The sequence below is a fragment of the Mesorhizobium sp. M0659 genome (assembly GCF_040320605.1).
Lineage (GTDB): Bacteria > Pseudomonadota > Alphaproteobacteria > Rhizobiales > Rhizobiaceae > Mesorhizobium.
This window is the reverse complement of record NZ_JAMYPY010000001.1, coordinates 153,994-172,770: the sequence shown is the minus strand read 5'-3', so window position 1 is coordinate 172,770 and position 18,777 is coordinate 153,994. Positions and strand designations below refer to the sequence as shown.

Below are 18,777 nucleotides of genomic sequence, written 5' to 3'. Positions count from 1 at the left end.
CCGGCCGAGACGCACTATATGAAACTTACGCCGCCTTCGGCGCCTCATGGGCAGCCCTCGGCGATGCCATAGTTTGAAAACTGTCGGGCCTTGACCCCGGCGTGGATGGAGAACGCTTATGCCTGCTGTGCAGGACACGATCGATCGGGTCCGAAAGATCGACGTCGACCAGTACAAATACGGATTCCAGACAGAGATCGCGATGGACAAGGCCCCCAAGGGCCTGAGCGAAGACATTATTCGCTTCATCTCGGCCAAGAAGGATGAACCGTCCTGGATGCTGGAATGGCGTCTGGAAGCCTATCGGCGCTGGTTGACCCTGGAAGAGCCGACCTGGGCGCGCGTCCGTTATCCGAAGATCGACTTTCAGGACCTCTATTACTACGCGGCGCCCAAGAGCACGCCCGGCCCGACCTCGCTGAGCGACGTCGATCCCGAGCTGTTGAAGGTCTACGAGAAGCTCGGCATTCCGCTGCGGGAACAAGAAATCCTCGCCGGCGTGCAGAAAACCGACGTCTCCGATCTCGAGGAGCCCAGCGACAACGTCTACAAATCGGGCCGTGTCGCCGTCGACGCGGTGTTTGATTCCGTTTCCGTCGTCACCACGTTCAAGAAGGAACTGGCGCAGGCCGGCGTCATCTTCTGCTCGATCTCGGAAGCCATCCGCGAGCATCCGGAGCTGGTGCAGAAATATCTCGGCTCGGTCGTGCCGACATCCGACAATTTCTACGCCACGCTGAATTCGGCTGTCTTCACCGACGGCTCGTTCGTCTTCGTGCCCAAGGGCGTGCGCTGCCCGATGGAGCTGTCGACCTATTTCCGCATGAACGAGAAGAACACCGGCCAGTTCGAGCGCACGCTGATCATCGCCGAGGAGGGGGCTTACGTCTCCTATCTCGAAGGCTGCACGGCGCCGCAGCGCGACGAGAACCAGCTGCATGCCGCCGTCGTCGAACTGGTGGCGCTCGACGATGCCGAGATCAAATATTCGACGGTGCAGAACTGGTACCCCGGCGATGCCGAGGGCAAGGGCGGCATCTACAATTTCGTCACCAAGCGCGGCGACTGCCGCGGCCACCGTTCGAAGATCTCGTGGACGCAGGTCGAGACCGGTTCGGCGATCACCTGGAAATATCCCAGCTGCATCCTGCGCGGCGACGATTCCTCCGGCGAGTTCTATTCGATCGCTGTGTCGAACGGCTACCAGCAGGTCGATAGCGGCACCAAGATGATCCATCTCGGCAAGAACACGTCGAGCCGCATCATCTCCAAGGGCATTGCCGCCGGCTTCTCGCAGAACACCTATCGCGGCCAGGTCTCGGCGCACCGCAAGGCGACCAACGCCCGCAACTTCACCAATTGCGATAGTCTCCTGATCGGCGACCAGTGCGGCGCGCACACCGTGCCCTACATGGAAGCCAAGAACTCGACGGCGCAGTTCGAGCATGAGGCGACGACGTCAAAGATTTCCGAGGACCAGAAGTTCTACGTCATGCAGCGCGGCATCCCGGAAGAGGAGGCGATCGCGCTGATCGTCAACGGCTTCGTCAAGGATGTCATCCAGCAGCTGCCGATGGAGTTCGCGGTCGAAGCGCAGAAGCTTATCGGCATCAGCCTCGAGGGCTCGGTCGGCTGACCGGACAATATATCCAGGAAAGAAAAAATGCTTGAGATCAAGAACCTGCATGCCCGCATCGTCGATGACGGCACCGAGATCATCCGCGGCCTGAACCTGACGGTGAAAAACGGCGAGGTCGCTGCCATCATGGGTCCGAACGGCTCGGGCAAATCGACGCTGTCCTACATCCTCGCCGGCCGTGAGGACTATGAGGTCACCGAAGGCGACATCCTCTATAACGGCCAGTCGATCCTCGAAATGGATCCGGCCGAGCGCGCCACCGCGGGCATCTTCCTCGCCTTCCAGTATCCGATGGAGATACCTGGCGTCGCGACCATGGAATTCCTGAAAGTGGCGATGAACGAGCAGCGCAAGGCGCGCGGCGAGGAGCCGCTGAAGATCCCGGAATTTTTGAAGCGGGTGAAAGAGGCGGCAGCCTCGCTCTCGATGGAGATGGCGATGCTCAAGCGGCCGCTCAATGTCGGCTTTTCCGGCGGCGAGAAGAAGCGGGCCGAGATCCTGCAGATGAAGCTGCTGGAGCCAAAGCTCTGCGTGCTCGACGAGACCGATTCCGGCCTCGACATCGATGCGCTGAAGATCGTCTCGGACGGCGTCAACGCGCTGCGTTCGGCCGACCGTGCCATCATCGTCATCACCCACTACCAGCGCCTGCTCGAGCACATCGTGCCCGATAGCGTGCACGTCCTATACAAGGGCCAGGTGATCAAGTCCGGCGACAAGTCGCTGGCGCTCGATCTCGAAGCCAATGGCTATGCCGGCGTGATCGGCGAAGCCGCGTGAGACGCCAGAAGGCCATTTTATGCTGAAAGGCGGGGCAAAACTGATGAATATGCATACACAACCCCAGCGCACGCAGGCCGAAACGGCGCTGATCGACGCCTTTGGCGAGCGTCTGTCGTTGCTGCCGGGTGACGGCGCGGTGATGCTGAAGCGCGACGACGCCATTGAGGCAATCAAGCACGGGCTGCCGACGCGGCGCATCGAATCCTGGCATTACACTGACCTGCGCCGGCTGTTGACTGCGGTGCCGGCGTTCGATCCGACGGCCGCCGCCAAGGGGCTGGCGCCCATCGTCGAAGGCTCCGCCGTGCTGGCGGTTCTGAACGGCGTCTCCGGCGCGAAATTCCCCGCGATCGAAGGCGTGACCATCCAGCGCCTGTCGGAAAAGCTGACTGACGGCTCGATCGCACCGGGCCTCGATCCCTATGGCAGCGATGACGCCATCGGTGCGCTGAACACCGCCTTTGTCGCTGACGGCTATTTCGTCGACATTGCCGATGGCACAGCACTGGAAAAGCCGATCGAATTGCAGAATTTGCAGGCCGGTGGCCAGGTGCATGTGCGCTTTCCCGTGCGTGTCGGCGCCGGCGCCAAAGCTGCTCTCGTCGAGCGTCAGGCCGGCGAGGGCGCGGCACTGGGCAGCTCGGTCAGCCAGCTCGTTCTGGGCGAGGGTGCGGACGTTACCTGGCTGATCGTGCAGGAGCAGCCGGAAACGGCCACGCATCTTGCCCAGTTCAAGGCGCATCTCGGCAAGAATTCGAAGCTGACGCTGTTTTTCATGAATGCCGGCGGCAAGCTTGTGCGCCAGGAGATCGTGGTGAAGACCACGGGCGAAGGCTCCGACTTCAAACTGCGCGGCATCAACCTGCTCGCCGGCGACACCCACACCGACGTGACCATGGTGCTCGACCATGCCGTGCCGCATACGACGTCGACGGAAGTGATCCGCAATGTCGTGACCGGCAAGGCGCGCGGCGTCTTCCAGGGCCGCATCAACGTCCACCAATACGCGCAAAAAACCAACGCCAAGATGGCCTGCAACACGCTGCTTTTGTCGGACGATGGCGAGTTCTCGACCAAGCCTGAGCTGGAGATCTTCGCCGACGACGTCATCTGCGGCCATGGCGCGACCGTTACCGAGATCGACCACAACCATCTGTTCTACCTGATGGCGCGCGGCATCGACGAGAAGAGCGCCCGCGGCTTGCTGGTGAAGGCGTTCGTGGCCGAAGTAATCGAGGAACTGGACGACGAAACCATCGTCGAGGCCCTGGAAACAAGGCTGGACGACTGGTTCGTGGCGCACGGGTAAGCGCCTCTTTCCCTTCTCCCCTTGTGGGGTCCGAAGGACGGGCGAGGCAAGTGACTCGCCCCGGGCGGTGGCCGAGCGAAGCTCGGTCGGATGAGGGGTGCGTGACGAAGTGAGGCGGTGCCTCAAGAGAGCTTGTAATGGACCAGAAGATCGAAACAACCCCATACGACGTCGAGGCGATCCGCCGCGACTTCCCGATCCTGTCGCGCGAAGTCTACGGCAAACCGCTGGTCTATCTCGACAATGGCGCCTCGGCGCAGAAGCCGCAGGTGGTGCTGGATACGATCCAGCACGCCTATTCCCAGGAATACGCCAACGTCCATCGCGGCCTGCATTTCCTGTCCAATGCCGCAACCGACGCCTATGAGAAGGCGCGCGAGACGGTGCGCCGTTTCCTCAATGCGCCAAGCACCGACAACATCGTCTTCACCTCCAACACGACAGCCGCCATCAACACCGTGGCTTACGGCTATGGCATGCCCAATATCGGCGCGGGCGACGAGATCGTGCTGTCGATCATGGAGCACCACTCCAACATCGTGCCGTGGCATTTCATCCGGGAACGGCAGGGCGCCAAGCTGGTCTGGGTGCCGGTCGACGATCTCGGCATCTTCCACATCGAGGAATTCGAAAAGCGCCTGACCGACAAGACCAGGCTCGTCGCCATCACGCATATGTCGAACGCGCTGGGCACGGTGACGCCGATCAAGGAAATCGTGCGCATCGCGCATTCGCGTGGCATTCCCGTACTTGTCGATGGCAGCCAGAGCGCCGTGCACATGCCGATCGACGTCCAGGACCTCGACTGCGATTTCTTCGTCTTCACCGGTCACAAGGTTTACGGGCCGTCCGGCATCGGCGTGCTTTACGGCAAGAAGGATATTCTCTCGGCCATGCGCCCTTTCATGGGCGGCGGCGAGATGATCGAGGAAGTGACGGAAGACGTCGTCACCTACAACGAGCCGCCGCACCGCTTCGAGGCCGGCACGCCGCCGATCGTCCAGGCGATCGGGCTGGGTACAGCATTGGAATACATGGAAAAGATCGGCCGCGAGCGCATCGCCGCGCACGAGGCCGACCTCAAGACCTACGCGCACGAGCGGCTGCGCGCCATCAACTCGCTGCGCATCTTCGGCGACGCGCCGGACAAGGGCGCCATCATTTCCTTCGAATTGCAGGGCATTCATGCCCATGACGTGTCGATGGTGATAGACAGGCAAGGTGTTGCCGTCCGCGCGGGCACCCATTGCGCCCAGCCGCTGTTGAAACGCTTTGGCGTAACCTCCACATGCAGGGCATCGTTCGGCATGTATAATACCAGGGCCGAAGTCGACGCTTTGGCCGATGCGCTGGAAAAAGCGCGCAAGTTCTTCGGGTGACAGGTTCTTTGGATGACGACCATGGATGATGCGAGCCACACCACCGCGCCGGAAGCGGCCGTCAATCCGGTGGTTTCCGCCTCGGCAATTCCCGCCGACGAGCTGGCGCGGCTGACCGACGACATCGTCTCGGCGCTGAAGACGGTCTATGACCCGGAAATACCGGCCGACATCTATGAGCTCGGCCTCATCTACAAGATCGACATCGAGGACAACCGCGCGGTCAAGATCGACATGACGCTGACCGCGCCCGGCTGTCCGGTGGCCGGCGAAATGCCCGGCTGGGTGGAAAACGCCGTCGGCGCCGTCGAAGGCGTCTCCGGCGTCGAGGTCAACATGACCTTCGACCCGCCCTGGTCGCCCGACCGCATGTCGGAAGAGGCGCAGGTGGCGGTGGGCTGGTACTAGGTTGACTGAGGTTGGTGCACTTGCACCAGTGGTAAAACTTCACCATTTTAGGTGAGGAATCATTCGGCAGGCCTTGAACCTGCATGGAATGGAAGAGGAAAAAGAATGGGACGCTTCGCCGTCATCACGATGACCGAAAAGGCCGCCGACCGGGTGCGCGAGATCGTCGCCACGCGCGACAATGCGCATGGCATTCGCCTCGGCATCAAGAAGGGCGGCTGCGCCGGCATGGAATACACGGTCGACCTGGTGACCGAGCCCAATACCAAGGACGACCATATCGAACGCGACGGCGCGCATGTCTATGTCGCGCCCGAGGCTGCCCTTTTCCTGTTCGGCACCGAGATGGATTTCGAGCAGACGACGCTGCGCACCGGCTTCACCTTCCACAACCCGAACCAGAGTTCGGCCTGCGGCTGCGGCGAATCCGTCGAACTGAAGCCCGCCGACCTGAAGGCGCTGGCTGAGGCGCGCGCTTCGGCCTGATCTTCCTTCTCCCCGTTCACGGGGAGGTGAGGAATGGTCCACGCAGCGGGCGAAAAGCCAATTGCTTGGTTTTTCGAATGACGAACGGCCCGAAGGGCCGGATGAGGGGCAGCGCTGACCATCGGAAGTCGCGCTCCGCGCCTCCCTGCTTACTTCACCCACATCTTCGTCCGCTTGTGCCAGTCGGCGATCGATTCCTCGGGATAGACGTCGAAGACCTTGTCCTTCTTGCCGATCACCGGCTCGACCCAACTCGCCTTGTATTTCAACATCAGATGCACCTTCTCCGACGGCTTCGGCAACTCGCTGTCGATTGCCGAGGCGAAGGGGTGGACCAGGTCCGGCCATGTCGGATCGTAGAGCCAGAGCGCCGAACCGCACTTCTTGCAGAAATTGCGCTCGCCCGTCGAAATCTCACACTTTGGATGCTCGTCGTCCGCGATCTCGGCCTGGTAGACGCCGAGATTGCGCTTGCCCTTGATTTTCAGCGTCTTGTAATCGGCGCCGAGATTGATGGCGAAGCCGCCGCCGCCCTGCTGCTTGCGGCAGATCGAGCAGTAGCACAGCATGAACGGCACCGGCGTGTTGCTCTCCACCTCGAAATGGACGGCATCGCAGCGGCAGGATCCCTTGAGCAGCAGCGGCATGACAGAACTCCGACGGATGGCTCTCAACTTGCCAGCATGGTTTTTGGTTGCAGCCATGGCAAGCCCGGTGACATGATTGCGGCATGGACAATGAACGCATCGAAGAGCTGTTCGAAGGCCTCGGCCCGGTCAGTATCCGAAAACTGTTCGGCGGCAAGGGTATCTATTTCGACGGCGTCATCGTCGCTATCGTGCTGCGCGGCGAATTGCTGCTCAAGGCTGACGAGCAAAGCGCGCCCGACTTCGAAGCCGCCGGCTGCAAGCAATGGACCTATACCGGCACCCGCCACGGCAAGCTGGTCGCGATGCCGTACTGGAGCATTCCCGACGACGCGTTTGATGATCCTGACGAGATGAGGGTGTGGGCGCGCCGGGCGTATGAGGCGGGACGAAGGGCGGGGAAGTGAACCGGGACCGCCGCGTTTCTTCCCACCCCCCTCTGTCCTGCCGGACATCTCCCCCGCAAGGGGGAGATCAGTTGTCACATTGGCCTTCGCCAATCACCAACGTTGAAAATGGAGCCTGCGGCTAAGCTGTTAATCTCCCTCCTTGCGGGGGAGATGGCCGGCAGGCCAGAGGGGGGTGCTGTCCCGCCGACGTAGGCGATCCTACAGCGCCGTCGCAATCCTCGCCGCCAAACGCGCATTGTTCTCGACCAGCGCGATGTTGGTCTTCAAGCTCCGGCCGCCGGTCAGTTCGAGGATTTTGCCCAACAGGAACGGCGTCACCGCCTTTCCGGTCACATTCTGCACTTCCGCCGCCTTCTGCGCGGCCTCGATATAGCCGGCCATCTCGTCGGCCGGAATTTCATCGTCCTGCGGCACCGGGTTGGCGATCAGCATGCCGCCGACCAGGCCAAGTGCCGCCCTGGTCTTGTAGAAATGCGCGATCTCTTCCGGTCTGTGCAGGGTCAGCGGCGCGCGGAACGGCGAATGCCGCGACCAGAAGGCCGGCATCGTCTCGCAGCCATGGCCAATCACCGGCACGCCGCGCGTCTCCAGCACTTCAAGCGTCTTTTCGATGTCGAGGATCGCCTTGGCGCCGGCCGAGACGACGATGACCGGCGTGCGCGCCAACTCGTCGAGATCGGCCGAGATGTCGAAGCTCTTTTCCGCGCCCTTGTGGACGCCGCCAATGCCGCCGGTGGCGAACACCTTTATCCCGACCATGTCAGCGGCGATCATGGTGGCGGCGACCGTGGTGCCGCCGGTGCGGCCTTGCGAGACCGCAAAGCCGAGGTCGGCGCGCGACAGCTTCATGGCATCGCCGGTCATGGCCAGCGACTCGCGCTCGCCGTCGGACAGTCCGATCTTGATGCGGCCGGCGACCACGGCGATCGTCGCTGGCACCGCGCCATTGTCCAGGATTATCTTTTCGACATTGGCGGCCATGGCGCCATTGTCGGGGTAAGGCATGCCATGGGTGATGATGGTGCTTTCCAGCGCCACGACGGGGCGGCCAGCGGCGAGCGCCTCGGCCACGGGCGCGTGGAGGTCGATGAAGGGGCGGGCGCTTTGCGGTGTCATGATGGTCTCCGATCCGGAGATCCGCGCGTCCGCTTGGACGCCGCGCTCCGGCAATGGCAATTGGCCGCCCTCATGCCATTTCCTGCGCGTCGGGCACAAGAGCCAGTGCCTCGGTGAAGGTCGTGGCGGTGAAGGCCGGCACGGCATCCGAACTTTCGATGGCGAGCGTCGCCGCGGCAACGCCTTCGCGGAGGGCCTGGCGCAATGCCAGGCCGCGCAGCAGGGCAGCGATGGTGGCGCCGGCCAGCGCGTCGCCGGCGCCGGTGACGTCGGCGACTTTTCTCGGCGCCGGCGGCAGGATAGAGAAGGCGCCGGCTTCGTCGAATCCCAGCACCGGGCCGTCGCCCGCCGTCACCACGCCACTGGTGAGGCCGCTGCAGCGCAGTCCGTCGACGGTCTCGCGCTCGGTGGCATTGGCATCGACGCCGGCGAGCACCATGGCCTCGCGCCGGTTCATGAAGACCTGCGCGAGTTCCTTCAGCACCGGTATCAGCCGCACCACCTTGGCCGGCGAAATGGCAATGGCGAACACCGGCTTGCCGGCGGCGACCCCCACCAGCCGCTCCAGCGCCGTTGATGGCAGATTGGCGTCGCAGAGCACCGCATCGGCCTCGGCGACCACCTCGCGCACCTTGGAGCGGCGGATCTGCTTGGGGAACGCCAAATCGTAGAGCGCCATGTCGGCAAAGCCGGTGATCAGCTCGCCATCCCTGTCGATCAGCGCGGTGTAGCTCGGCGTCGTACGGTCGAGGAAAACCGCCGACAGATCGGCAATGCCGGCCTCGGCGATGGCGCGCGCAACCGTCTCGGCCGAGGCATCGCCGCCGCGCACCGACAAAAGCGAGGCCGAGACGCCGCGCCGCACCAGGCTGCGCAGCGCGTTGAAGACGCCGCCGCCGACATCCTCGCGCATCGTGCCGGGGTTGGACGCCGCCGGCACGTAAGCACCGGACACCTGACCGCGCCGGTCGATATGGGCGCCGCCCACCGCCAGTATCTTTGCTGATTTCACCATGCCGGCGATATGACCTTTGTTTTTCGAACCGGACAAGCGCTAGGCTGTGCGACGGAGCTTCGCAGGCGAGCCGGCGATTCGGCCGATCGAAACAGCCGGAGCGTCAGGCCCAATGGTGGATACATCCGGAAACGAAACCATGAGACAAAAAAAGAACAAATCCGGATAAAGATTGCTTTTCAGATATTTGACCCCTCTTGCCAAACGAGAACAAAAGTAGTACAAAATGGGCAGGGATTACGGATTGTCCGGCCTTCATTGACGACCAAGGGGTGATGTATCATGGCTCAGAATTCTTTGCGGCTTGTAGAGGACAAAGCGGTGGACAAATCAAAGGCTCTGGACGCGGCGCTGTCGCAAATCGAGCGCGCCTTCGGCAAGGGCTCGATCATGCGGCTTGGCGCCAACGAGCAGGTCGTCGAGATCGAAACCGTGCCGACCGGATCGCTGGGCCTCGATATCGCGCTTGGCGTCGGCGGCCTGCCGCGCGGCCGCATCGTCGAGATCTACGGGCCGGAAAGCTCGGGCAAGACGACACTGGCGCTGCACACGGTGGCGGAAGCCCAGAAGAAAGGCGGTATCTGCGCCTTTGTCGATGCCGAGCACGCACTCGATCCGGTCTATGCCCGCAAGCTCGGCGTCGATCTGGAAAACCTCTTGATCTCGCAGCCGGACACCGGCGAGCAGGCGCTGGAAATCTGCGACACGCTGGTGCGTTCAGGCGCCATCGACGTGCTGGTCGTCGATTCGGTGGCCGCCCTGACGCCGCGCGCCGAAATCGAGGGCGAGATGGGCGATTCGCTGCCCGGTCTCCAGGCTCGTCTGATGAGCCAGGCGCTGCGCAAGCTGACCGCCTCGATCTCGCGCTCCAACACCATGGTCATCTTCATCAACCAGATCCGCATGAAGATCGGCGTCATGTTCGGTTCGCCGGAAACCACGACCGGCGGCAACGCGCTGAAATTCTACGCTTCGGTGCGCCTCGACATCCGCCGCATCGGCTCGGTCAAGGACCGCGACGAGGTCGTCGGCAACCAGACCCGCGTCAAGGTGGTCAAGAACAAGCTGGCGCCGCCCTTCAAGGTGGTCGAGTTCGACATCATGTATGGCGAGGGCGTCTCCAAGACCGGCGAACTGGTCGATCTCGGCGTCAAGGCCGGCGTGGTCGAGAAGTCGGGCGCCTGGTTCTCCTACAATTCGCAGCGTCTCGGCCAGGGTCGCGAAAACGCCAAACTGTTCCTGCGCGACAATCCCGACACGGCGCGCGAGATCGAACTGGCACTGCGGCAGAATGCCGGGCTGATTGCCGAGAAGTTTCTCGAAAATGGCGGCCCCGAGCGCGGCGAAAGCGACGACGGCTTCGAGGAAGAATCCGGCGCCATGTAGGGCACGGCCAGAGTTCGGCCATAAATCCAGTCTATTATCCGATGCTTAAGTAACCGAGTTCTTTAGTATTGCGTTTCAAACCGCTGGCCTTCGCGCCGGCGGTTTTCGTTTTTGGGCAGCGTGAAGCCGGCTTGGCAGTTGCCGGATTGGCCCAATTCCGTGTTTCTGGACAGGGTGGGGCGTGCCCGCTAAAAGGCCAAGTCGATCTTCTAAAAAGCAGAGACCAGTGTCCGCCGGCCGCGCCGGCGGTTTTCGCGAAAAGGCAGCAGTCATGAGTGGCGTGAACGAGATCCGGTCGACATTCCTCGACTATTTCCGCAAGGAGGGTCACGAGGTCGTGGCTTCGAGCCCGCTGGTGCCGCGCAACGACCCGACGCTGATGTTCACCAATGCCGGCATGGTGCAGTTCAAGAACGTCTTCACCGGCCTGGAGAAGCGGTCCTATTCGCGCGCCACGACCGCTCAGAAGAGCGTGCGCGCCGGCGGCAAGCACAACGACCTCGACAATGTCGGCTACACCGCGCGCCACCTGACTTTTTTCGAAATGCTCGGCAATTTCTCCTTCGGCGACTATTTCAAGGAGCGCGCCATCGAACTGGCCTGGAACCTGATTACCAAGGAGTTCGGGCTGAACAAGGACAAGCTGCTGGTCACCGTCTATCACACCGATGACGAGGCGGCCGGCTTCTGGAAGAAGATCGCCGGTTTCTCCGATGACCGCATCATCCGCATCCCGACCTCCGACAATTTCTGGGCGATGGGCGACACCGGACCGTGCGGGCCATGCTCGGAAATCTTCATCGACCGTGGCGAGCACATCTGGGGCGGCCCTCCCGGCAGCCCGGAGGAGGACGGCGACCGCTTCCTTGAATTCTGGAACCTGGTGTTCATGCAATATGAGCAGGTCACCAAGGATGAGCGCATCGACCTGCCGCGGCCGTCGATCGACACCGGCATGGGCCTGGAGCGCATGGCGTCCATCCTGCAAGGGGTGGAGAGCGTCTTCGAGACCGACCTGTTCCGCCACTTAATCGATGCGGCGTCATCGGCGCTCGGGCAGGGCCCGGACAAGGAGACGGTCGCCTCCTTCCGCGTCATTGCCGACCATCTGCGCTCGTCCTCCTTCCTGGTTGCCGACGGCGTGCTGCCGTCGAACGAAGGCCGCGGCTATGTGCTGCGCCGCATCATGCGCCGCGCCATGCGCCATGCGCAGTTGCTCGGCGCCAAGGAGCCGTTGATGTGGAAACTGGTGCCGGCGCTGGTGCGCGAGATGGGCCAGGCCTATCCCGAACTGCTGCGCGGCGAACAGTTGATCACGGAAACGCTGAAGCTCGAGGAGACACGCTTCCGCAAGACGCTGGTGCGTGGCCTCGGCCTGCTCTCGGAGGCGACGGATACGCTGCACGCCGGTGACATGCTGGACGGCGAGACGGCGTTCAAGCTCTATGACACGTACGGCTTCCCGCTCGATCTGACGCAGGACGCACTGCGCCAGCGCAACATCTCGGTCGACCTTGCCGGATTCACCCATGCGATGGAGCAGCAGAAGGCCGAAGCGCGCAAGCATTGGGCCGGCTCCGGCGACGCGGCCACCGAGACCATCTGGTTTTCTGTACGCGAGAAGGCCGGCGCCACCGAATTCCTCGGCTACGAGACCGAACAGGCGGAAGGCCTCATCCAGGCGCTGGTCAAGGACGGCAAGACCGTCGATAGCGCCGGCAAGGGCGACGTGGTGGCGGTGGTCGTCAACCAGACGCCGTTCTATGGCGAGTCGGGCGGCCAGATGGGCGACACCGGCATCATCTCCGGTGAAGGTTTCTCGATCGAGGTTTCCGACACGCAGAAAAAGGCCGACGGCCTGTTCGTGCATCTGGGCAAGGTGACGAACGGCACGGTCAAGCCAGGTGCAGCCGTCGAGCTGAAAGTTGACCATGCGCGCCGCACCCGGCTGCGTGCCAACCATTCGGCAACGCATCTGATCCATGAGGCGCTGCGCGAGGTGCTGGGCACCCATGTCGCGCAGAAAGGTTCGCTGGTCGCGCCCGAGCGCCTGCGCTTCGACATCTCGCACAACAAGCCGATCTCGGCCGAAGATCTCGAAGAGGTCGAGCGCATGGCCAACGAAATCGTCGTCCAGAACAGCCCGGTGACGACGCGGCTGATGTCGGTCGACGACGCCATCGCCGAAGGCGCCATGGCGCTGTTCGGCGAAAAATACGGCGACGAGGTGCGTGTCGTCTCGATGGGCACCGGCGTGCATGGCGCCAAGGCCAATAGACCCTATTCCGTAGAACTTTGTGGCGGCACCCATGTCCGGGCGACCGGCGATATCGGCCTGGTGCGTGTCGTCTCCGACAGCGCAGTCGCCGCCGGCGTGCGCCGCATCGAGGCGCTGACCGGCGAAGCCGCACGAAAATATCTCGACGAGCAGGACAGACGTCTGAAGGCGACGGCCGCTGTGCTGAAGATCTCGCCGGCCGACGTGCCGGCGCGTGTCGAGACGCTGCTCGAGGAGCGCAAGAAGCTCGAGAAGGAGCTGAGCGAAGCGCGCAAGAAACTGGCGCTGGGCGGTGGTGCCGCGGCCGATGCTCCGGCCACCACCGAAACCGTCGCCGGTATCGGCTTCCTCGGCAAAGCGGTTTCCGGCGTGTCGCCGAAGGATTTGAAGCCGCTGGCCGATGCCGGCAAGACTTCGCTCGGCTCAGGCGTCGTCGTCTTCGTCGGTGCGGGCGAAGACAACAAGGCAAGCGTCGTGGTCGCCGTGACGGACGATCTCGTCGGCCGCTTCAGCGCTGTCGATCTTGTGCGCGTTGCCTCGGCCGCATTGGGCGGGCAGGGCGGTGGCGGACGGCCCGACATGGCGCAAGCCGGCGGCCCGGACGCCTCGAAGGCCAATGATGCGATCGCCGCGGTGAGGGCGGCGCTGGAGGCAGCCTGAAAGCCACCCTATGCCTGATCTGGTTTTGTGTGCGGCTTTCCGGCCTTCGCCGCCGTGCTTGCCATTCTGTGGCTGATAGTGGCAAGCCGGCAATCAGCTCTTAGACGGTCCGTCTAGCTAGTTCTTTTCGCCGCCTTCAGGGCGCGCGTCATTCTGCTGGAATCGCCCCAGGTGGACAGCCAGATCAGCACGTCCGTGGCGATCGAAATCAGCGACCGTAAAAAGTTCAGCGCCGGGCCGGGCGATTTCAGCTGCTCTTCGGCGTGATGGAGATGGGCGAGCTCTTCCTCGCGGATCGCCAGGATGATGCCGTGCAAGTCGTGGTCGCGATTGGCGAGGAAAAACAGCTGATCGTCCAGATGGCGATGCACCGCCGCTTCAACCGCCGCCGTGCAGGCCCAGATGCCTTGCGGACCAATCAGGGCGGTCACAAAACCCAGCAGCCAGCCACCCCAGCTCCAGAATTGCATCACCCGGCACGGTCGCGCCTTCCGCGCCGGCATGGCGGCACGGAAGGCGGCGCAATGAGTGCGCTCGTGCCCGAGCATCTCCGACAAGGATGGCACGCAATCCGGCCAGAAGCGCCTGGCGACAAGAATCTGCGCCGAATAGATCCTGATCGCACCGAACTCACCGGCGTGGTTGACCCTGACAATTCTTGGCGATGGTGAGCGCGTCCTGGCGAGATGGGTCAGCCATGGCCCGAACCCATATCAGCCCGCCGCCAGGCTCGGACGTTTTGCGATGCCGTCCCACCAGGCCTGGATGTCGGCGAACGCCGCAAGCAGCTTTTGCCCGTCGGCGACCTTGACGAAATAGGCGATGATGGATGCCGCATGCAGGTCGACCAGCGTCAGCTGGTCGCCGAGCAGCCACGGCCCGGGAGGCTTGAGTGCGGTGAGCACCCGCAGCACCGTTTCCGCCTGGCGCAGCCCGTTGGCGACCAGTGCCTCGTCTGGCGCTTCCTTCTCAAGCCGCTCGACGGCGACGTCCCAGACCATCGATCTGTAGGCATAGGCGTCGAGCATGCCGATGATCTGGTTCATCGTTGCGCGGGTGCGGGCGTCTTTTGGCTGCAGTGCCGGGCCGTCGAACGCCTCGTCGACATAGCGGGCGATTGCGCTGGTTTCGAACAGGCGAAACCCGTCATGCTCGACGGCCGGAATGCGGCCGAAAGGGTGATGCTCGAAGTACCAGGCGGGAGTGCCCTCGGCGGCAAAGACATCGACCGGCACAAGGTCGTAGTCGATGCCTTTTTCCGCCAGCACGAGGCGGACGATGCGCACATAGACGCTGTAGTCCGCCCCGTAGACGACCGGCTTGGCCATGGCTGCCGGCTTACGCCATCGCCTTCTGCAAATTCTCGTCGATCTTGTCGAGGAAGCCGGTGGTCGACAGCCATGGTTGGTCGGGACCGATCAAGAGCGACAGGTCCTTGGTCATGAAGCCGCTCTCAACCGTCTGGATGCAGACCTTCTCCAGCGTGTCGGCAAATCGCTTCAACTCGGCATTATCGTCGAGCTTGGCGCGGTGGGCGAGGCCGCGCGTCCAGGCGAAGATCGAGGCGATCGAATTGGTCGAGGTTTCCTCGCCCTTCTGGTGCTGGCGATAGTGGCGCGTCACTGTGCCGTGCGCGGCCTCCGCCTCCACCGTCTTGCCGTCCGGCGTCATCAGCACGGAGGTCATCAGGCCGAGCGAGCCAAAACCTTGCGCCACCGTGTCGGACTGGACGTCGCCGTCATAATTCTTGCAGGCCCAGACATAGCCGCCAGACCATTTCAGGGCGGAGGCCACCATGTCGTCGATCAGCCGGTGCTCGTACCACAGCTTCTTCGCCTTGAACTCGGCCTCGAATTCAGCCTCGTAGACCTCCTGGAAAATGTCCTTGAAGCGGCCGTCATAGGCTTTGAGGATGGTGTTCTTGGTCGAGAGATAAACCGGATAATTGCGCAGCAGGCCGTAATTCAGCGAGGCGCGGGCGAATTCGCGGATGGAGTCGTCGAGATTGTACATCGCCATGGCAACACCGGCGCCGGGTGCGTCGTACACGTCGTGCTCGATCACCTTGCCGTCCTCGCCGACGAACTTGATGGTCAGCTTGCCCTTGCCGGGGAAGCGGAAGTCGGTGGCGCGATACTGGTCGCCGAAGGCATGACGGCCGACGATGATCGGCTTGGTCCATCCCGGCACGAGACGCGGCACGTTCTTCATGATGATCGGTTCGCGGAAAATGGTACCGCCGAGAATGTTACGGATGGTGCCGTTGGGCGACTTCCACATCTTCTTCAGCTTGAATTCCTCGACGCGCTGCTCGTCGGGCGTGATCGTCGCGCATTTCACGCCGACGCCCCATTTCTTGATGGCATTGGCCGAATCGATGGTCACCTGGTCGTTGGTGGCGTCGCGGTGCTCGACGCCGAGGTCGTAATATTCGAGCTTCAGGTCGAGATAAGGGTGGATCAGCTTGTCCTTGATGAACTGCCAGATGATGCGGGTCATCTCGTCGCCGTCGAGCTCGACGACCGGGTTCGCCACCTTGATCTTCGCCATGAAAAGAATGCCTCGCTTTTGGGGAACAAAACGGCCTCGCCCGCATGGCTTCGGCCGGGTATGCGGAGCGTATATCAAAGCCTATTTGGCCGCGCAAACGACGATCCGTGCAGAATGGGTCGTCCGACCGGTGTTTTGCAAAAGCTTCATTTTGCCAAGCGGATGTGGCAGGGAACGCTGAAATGCCGCAAACCGCAGTTCATTGAGATCATGTCCGCCGTCAATCATCCTGAAAACGAATCCGCCGCCGGGCCGGCGATCATCCTGGTCGAGCCGCAGCTCGGCGAGAATATCGGCATGGTCGCGCGCGCCATGGCTAATTTCGGCCTTGCCGAACTGAGACTGGTCAACCCGCGTGACGGCTGGCCGAGCGAGAAGGCGCGCGCCGCCGCCAGCCGCGCCGACCATGTCATCGATGCCGTAACAGTGTTCGGCGATCTGGCGTCCGCCGTCGCCGACCTCAACTTCGTCTTCGCCACCACGGCGCGGGAGCGCGACGGCTTCAAACCCGTGCGTGGTCCGGTCGAGGCGGGCAGGGCGCTGAGGGCACGTCAGATAGCCGGCCTGCGCACCGGCATCTTGTTCGGCCGCGAGCGTTTTGGGCTCTACAATGACGAGGTCGGGCTGGCCGACGAGATCGTCACCTTCCCGGTCGATCCCGGTTTTTCGTCGCTCAACATCGCCCAGGCCGTGCTGTTGATGTCCTATGAATGGATGAAATCCGGCCTGGAGGATGAGACGGCGACCAATTTCTCCAGCCCTGAAATGAAGCCGGCAAGCAAGGAAGAGTTGCACGGGCTGTTTGCCTATCTCGAAGGCGCGCTCGAAGCGCGCGGTTATTTCCGCCCGGCGCCCAAGAAACCCAAGATGGTCGACAATCTGCGCGCCGTCTTGACGCGCGCCGGTTTCGCCGAGCCGGAACTGAAAGTGCTGCGTGGCATCATCTCGTCGCTCGATCGGTTTTCGCCGGCCATGCCGCGCGGTGACGGCTCGCCGGGAGACGATCCAAGGCGTTTGCCGGCCGCTGCGCGAAAACGCCAGGCAGACAAAGAAGATTAGAAATCGCTAAGCTTCGAACGGCTGAAGTAACCGAATTTTATTTGCCTCTCGTCCATTGTTGTCAAAACGGTGGGGTGGCAAATGTTCACGTCCAAAATCGGCCGTATGCGCTTCTTCTTCTATTCGCTCGGCGTAGCCCTGCTCGAGGCCGTTCTTGCTGTGCTGTGCATCGTTGGCACGATCGGCTTTGAGGGGCTGGTCAACTCGGCGCCCGGTCCATCGCGGCAAGGCATGGCAGGCGCGGTTCTGATCGTTTCCCTCCTGGCTGTGGTCATGCGTGCCAACATCGCCTGGCGACGCAGCCGCGACGCCAACGGCAAAGCCTGGATCCTGTGGTCCTACATCGTGTTCTGCGCCATCTACGCCTTTCTGCAGGCAGGCACGCTGCTGGTCATCGATTTCAACAATCCGGAAAGCACGTCCAGCGGTTTGAACCTGCTTGCGCTGTCGATCTTTGGCCTTTGGTGCACGATTCTGATGGTTAAGCCGGTGGCGGGCATCAATATCGACGAACTGACATCGGTTTTCGATTTCGATGGCGATACGCCCATGCCTGCGGCATCCGGCCGGACGGCCAGCAGCACGGCACAGTCTTCTATGCGCAACGCCACACCGGCCACGCGCTCGGTGGCGTCCGCCCAGCCTCTGGGCCGTCCGCGGCCCGCCGGCTTCGGCAAGCGCGGGCTCTAGAGCAACCGAGGCAAGGTCGTCTTCGCCGGCTTTGCATGGAAGTTGCTAACATTCGCCACTTCAAGGCCATGATGGTTGCAGATAGAACGGCATTGGCCAATGACCGCCAAGCCTTCTGATCCAGCCTCTTTCATGGTCCGATATCAATGAGCCACCGTCCGATCCTGATGTTTGATTCCGGCGTTGGCGGATTGACCGTGCTGCGCGAAGCGCGCGTGCTGATGCCCGACCGGCGCTTCGTCTACGTCGCCGATGACAAGGCCTTTCCCTACGGCGCCTGGGAAGAGCCGGCGCTGCAGGCCCATATAGTCGAGCTCTTCGCCAAGCTGCTCGACCGTTTTGATCCGGAAATTTCGGTCGTCGCCTGCAATACCGCTTCGACGCTGGTGATCGATGCGTTGCGGGAAAAATTTTCTGGCCATCCCTTTGTCGGCACGGTGCCGGCAATCAAGCCGGCTGCCGAGCGCACCCGGTCCGGGCTGGTCTCGGTGCTGGCGACGCCGGGCACGGTGAAGCGCCAGTACACGCGCGACCTGATCGGCAAATGGGCGCAGAAATGCCATGTCCGGCTGGTCGGCAGCAACAATCTCGCCGGACTGGCCGAGGCCTACATGCGCGAGGGCTTTGTCGACGAGGAGGCCGTGCGTGCCGAGATCGCACCGTGTTTCGTCCAGCATGACGATTTGCGCACGGACATCGTCGTGCTCGCCTGCACGCACTATCCGTTCCTGGCCAATCGCATGCGCAAGACCGCGCCCTGGCCGGTCGACTGGATCGACCCGGCCGAAGCGATTGCGCGGCGTGCTCTGTCGCTGCTTCCGGCTGTCGACGGACCATTGCCGCAAAGCGAGCCCGACATCGCCGTCTTTACCTCGGGAAAGGCGGATTTCGCCATCAGCCGGCTGATGCAGGGTTTTGGATTGAGCGCGCGCTAATGCATGTCGCCCAAAAGTGCGCAGCGG

18 protein-coding genes are annotated in these 18,777 nt (G+C 62.7%); 12 read left to right on the top strand and 6 right to left on the bottom strand.

Features of this window, described 5'->3' with window-relative positions; translation table 11 throughout:
• Nucleotides 1-118 precede the first annotated feature (118 nt).
• The 6 genes from sufB (at nt 119) to sufA (ending at nt 6,004) form a co-directional block, all read left to right on the top strand.
• On the top strand, nt 119-1,636 hold the full coding sequence (gene sufB / locus NKI31_RS00900) for a Fe-S cluster assembly protein SufB (protein WP_352650060.1): 1,518 nt from the start codon (nt 119-121) through the stop codon (nt 1,634-1,636).
• A gap of 27 nt (nt 1,637-1,663) precedes the next feature.
• Nucleotides 1,664-2,419, top strand: coding sequence for a Fe-S cluster assembly ATPase SufC (gene sufC / locus NKI31_RS00895; protein WP_023711504.1), 756 nt, complete (start codon nt 1,664-1,666; stop codon nt 2,417-2,419).
• 43 nt (nt 2,420-2,462) lie between these two features.
• Complete coding sequence (gene sufD, locus NKI31_RS00890; protein ID WP_023825123.1) at nt 2,463-3,731, top strand: Fe-S cluster assembly protein SufD; 1,269 nt, start codon at nt 2,463-2,465, stop codon at nt 3,729-3,731.
• Between the two features lie 137 nt (nt 3,732-3,868).
• Nucleotides 3,869-5,110, top strand: a complete 1,242-nt coding sequence (locus NKI31_RS00885; protein ID WP_023697558.1) for a cysteine desulfurase — start codon at nt 3,869-3,871, stop codon at nt 5,108-5,110.
• A gap of 21 nt (nt 5,111-5,131) precedes the next feature.
• The gene (locus NKI31_RS00880) at nt 5,132-5,518 is read left to right on the top strand and encodes an SUF system Fe-S cluster assembly protein (protein WP_023684865.1); all 387 of its coding nucleotides are present in this window, start codon (nt 5,132-5,134) and stop codon (nt 5,516-5,518) included.
• A 105-nt stretch (nt 5,519-5,623) separates the two neighbouring features.
• Nucleotides 5,624-6,004, top strand: a complete 381-nt coding sequence (gene sufA / locus NKI31_RS00875) for a Fe-S cluster assembly scaffold SufA (protein ID WP_013532156.1) — start codon at nt 5,624-5,626, stop codon at nt 6,002-6,004.
• 149 nt (nt 6,005-6,153) lie between these two features.
• Here sufA and NKI31_RS00870 read toward each other — a convergent pair whose 3' ends face one another.
• Nucleotides 6,154-6,651, bottom strand: a complete 498-nt coding sequence (locus NKI31_RS00870; RefSeq protein ID WP_023690208.1) for a GFA family protein — start codon at nt 6,649-6,651, stop codon at nt 6,154-6,156.
• A gap of 83 nt (nt 6,652-6,734) precedes the next feature.
• On the opposite strand from NKI31_RS00870, the gene NKI31_RS00865 reads away from it, so the two are divergent.
• A complete protein-coding gene (locus NKI31_RS00865; protein ID WP_023669120.1) occupies nt 6,735-7,058 on the top strand; it encodes a TfoX/Sxy family protein in 324 nt (107 codons plus the stop codon).
• A gap of 201 nt (nt 7,059-7,259) precedes the next feature.
• On the opposite strand, the gene NKI31_RS00860 is transcribed toward NKI31_RS00865, so the two are convergent.
• On the bottom strand, nt 7,260-8,177 hold the full coding sequence (locus tag NKI31_RS00860) for a pseudouridine-5'-phosphate glycosidase (protein WP_023690206.1): 918 nt from the start codon (nt 8,175-8,177) through the stop codon (nt 7,260-7,262).
• A 70-nt stretch (nt 8,178-8,247) separates the two neighbouring features.
• Nucleotides 8,248-9,192, bottom strand: coding sequence for a carbohydrate kinase family protein (locus tag NKI31_RS00855; RefSeq protein WP_023690205.1), 945 nt, complete (start codon nt 9,190-9,192; stop codon nt 8,248-8,250).
• 282 nt (nt 9,193-9,474) lie between these two features.
• Here NKI31_RS00855 and recA point away from each other — a divergent pair, with 282 nt between their 5' ends.
• Both recA and alaS read left to right on the top strand, forming a co-directional pair.
• On the top strand, nt 9,475-10,578 hold the full coding sequence (gene recA, locus NKI31_RS00850) for a recombinase RecA (protein WP_023669117.1): 1,104 nt from the start codon (nt 9,475-9,477) through the stop codon (nt 10,576-10,578).
• A 271-nt stretch (nt 10,579-10,849) separates the two neighbouring features.
• Nucleotides 10,850-13,516, top strand: a complete 2,667-nt coding sequence (gene alaS / locus NKI31_RS00845; protein ID WP_352511283.1) for an alanine--tRNA ligase — start codon at nt 10,850-10,852, stop codon at nt 13,514-13,516.
• A 113-nt stretch (nt 13,517-13,629) separates the two neighbouring features.
• On the opposite strand, the gene NKI31_RS00840 is transcribed toward alaS, so the two are convergent.
• Genes NKI31_RS00840 through NKI31_RS00830 form a run of 3 tightly spaced genes read right to left on the bottom strand, consistent with a single transcriptional unit; the run spans nt 13,630 to nt 16,066 of the window.
• The gene (locus NKI31_RS00840; protein WP_502899088.1) at nt 13,630-14,172 is read right to left on the bottom strand and encodes a demethoxyubiquinone hydroxylase family protein; all 543 of its coding nucleotides are present in this window, start codon (nt 14,170-14,172) and stop codon (nt 13,630-13,632) included.
• A 57-nt stretch (nt 14,173-14,229) separates the two neighbouring features.
• The gene (locus NKI31_RS00835) at nt 14,230-14,844 is read right to left on the bottom strand and encodes a glutathione S-transferase family protein (protein WP_023690203.1); all 615 of its coding nucleotides are present in this window, start codon (nt 14,842-14,844) and stop codon (nt 14,230-14,232) included.
• Between the two features lie 10 nt (nt 14,845-14,854).
• A complete protein-coding gene (locus NKI31_RS00830; protein ID WP_023669114.1) occupies nt 14,855-16,066 on the bottom strand; it encodes an NADP-dependent isocitrate dehydrogenase in 1,212 nt (403 codons plus the stop codon).
• A 210-nt stretch (nt 16,067-16,276) separates the two neighbouring features.
• Here NKI31_RS00830 and NKI31_RS00825 point away from each other — a divergent pair, with 210 nt between their 5' ends.
• From NKI31_RS00825 to murI, 3 genes are all read left to right on the top strand, one after another.
• Nucleotides 16,277-17,125, top strand: coding sequence for an RNA methyltransferase (locus tag NKI31_RS00825; protein WP_352650353.1), 849 nt, complete (start codon nt 16,277-16,279; stop codon nt 17,123-17,125).
• Between the two features lie 81 nt (nt 17,126-17,206).
• Entirely contained in the window at nt 17,207-17,815 is a 609-nt protein-coding gene (locus NKI31_RS00820; protein ID WP_352650056.1) for a hypothetical protein, read from the top strand.
• Between the two features lie 146 nt (nt 17,816-17,961).
• Nucleotides 17,962-18,750 carry a glutamate racemase gene (gene murI / locus NKI31_RS00815; RefSeq protein ID WP_352650054.1) on the top strand — a complete coding sequence of 263 codons (789 nt, stop codon included), beginning with the start codon at nt 17,962-17,964 and terminating at the stop codon, nt 18,748-18,750.
• The last annotated feature ends 27 nt before the right edge of the window (nt 18,751-18,777 follow it).

What these genes read in the sequence shown, in the direction of transcription:
- sufB (WP_352650060.1), top strand. Translation starts at nt 119, where the DNA reads ATGCCTGCTGTGCAGGACACGATCGATCGGGTCCGAAAGATCGACGTC.
- sufC (WP_023711504.1), top strand. Translation starts at nt 1,664, where the DNA reads ATGCTTGAGATCAAGAACCTGCATGCCCGCATCGTCGATGACGGCACC.
- sufD (WP_023825123.1), top strand. Translation starts at nt 2,463, where the DNA reads ATGAATATGCATACACAACCCCAGCGCACGCAGGCCGAAACGGCGCTG.
- NKI31_RS00885 (WP_023697558.1), top strand. Translation starts at nt 3,869, where the DNA reads ATGGACCAGAAGATCGAAACAACCCCATACGACGTCGAGGCGATCCGC.
- NKI31_RS00880 (WP_023684865.1), top strand. Translation starts at nt 5,132, where the DNA reads ATGGATGATGCGAGCCACACCACCGCGCCGGAAGCGGCCGTCAATCCG.
- sufA (WP_013532156.1), top strand. Translation starts at nt 5,624, where the DNA reads ATGGGACGCTTCGCCGTCATCACGATGACCGAAAAGGCCGCCGACCGG.
- NKI31_RS00870 (WP_023690208.1), bottom strand. Translation starts at nt 6,651, where the DNA reads ATGCCGCTGCTGCTCAAGGGATCCTGCCGCTGCGATGCCGTCCATTTC.
- NKI31_RS00865 (WP_023669120.1), top strand. Translation starts at nt 6,735, where the DNA reads ATGGACAATGAACGCATCGAAGAGCTGTTCGAAGGCCTCGGCCCGGTC.
- NKI31_RS00860 (WP_023690206.1), bottom strand. Translation starts at nt 8,177, where the DNA reads ATGACACCGCAAAGCGCCCGCCCCTTCATCGACCTCCACGCGCCCGTG.
- NKI31_RS00855 (WP_023690205.1), bottom strand. Translation starts at nt 9,192, where the DNA reads ATGGTGAAATCAGCAAAGATACTGGCGGTGGGCGGCGCCCATATCGAC.
- recA (WP_023669117.1), top strand. Translation starts at nt 9,475, where the DNA reads ATGGCTCAGAATTCTTTGCGGCTTGTAGAGGACAAAGCGGTGGACAAA.
- alaS (WP_352511283.1), top strand. Translation starts at nt 10,850, where the DNA reads ATGAGTGGCGTGAACGAGATCCGGTCGACATTCCTCGACTATTTCCGC.
- NKI31_RS00835 (WP_023690203.1), bottom strand. Translation starts at nt 14,844, where the DNA reads ATGGCCAAGCCGGTCGTCTACGGGGCGGACTACAGCGTCTATGTGCGC.
- NKI31_RS00830 (WP_023669114.1), bottom strand. Translation starts at nt 16,066, where the DNA reads ATGGCGAAGATCAAGGTGGCGAACCCGGTCGTCGAGCTCGACGGCGAC.
- NKI31_RS00825 (WP_352650353.1), top strand. Translation starts at nt 16,277, where the DNA reads ATGTCCGCCGTCAATCATCCTGAAAACGAATCCGCCGCCGGGCCGGCG.
- NKI31_RS00820 (WP_352650056.1), top strand. Translation starts at nt 17,207, where the DNA reads ATGTTCACGTCCAAAATCGGCCGTATGCGCTTCTTCTTCTATTCGCTC.
- murI (WP_352650054.1), top strand. Translation starts at nt 17,962, where the DNA reads ATGAGCCACCGTCCGATCCTGATGTTTGATTCCGGCGTTGGCGGATTG.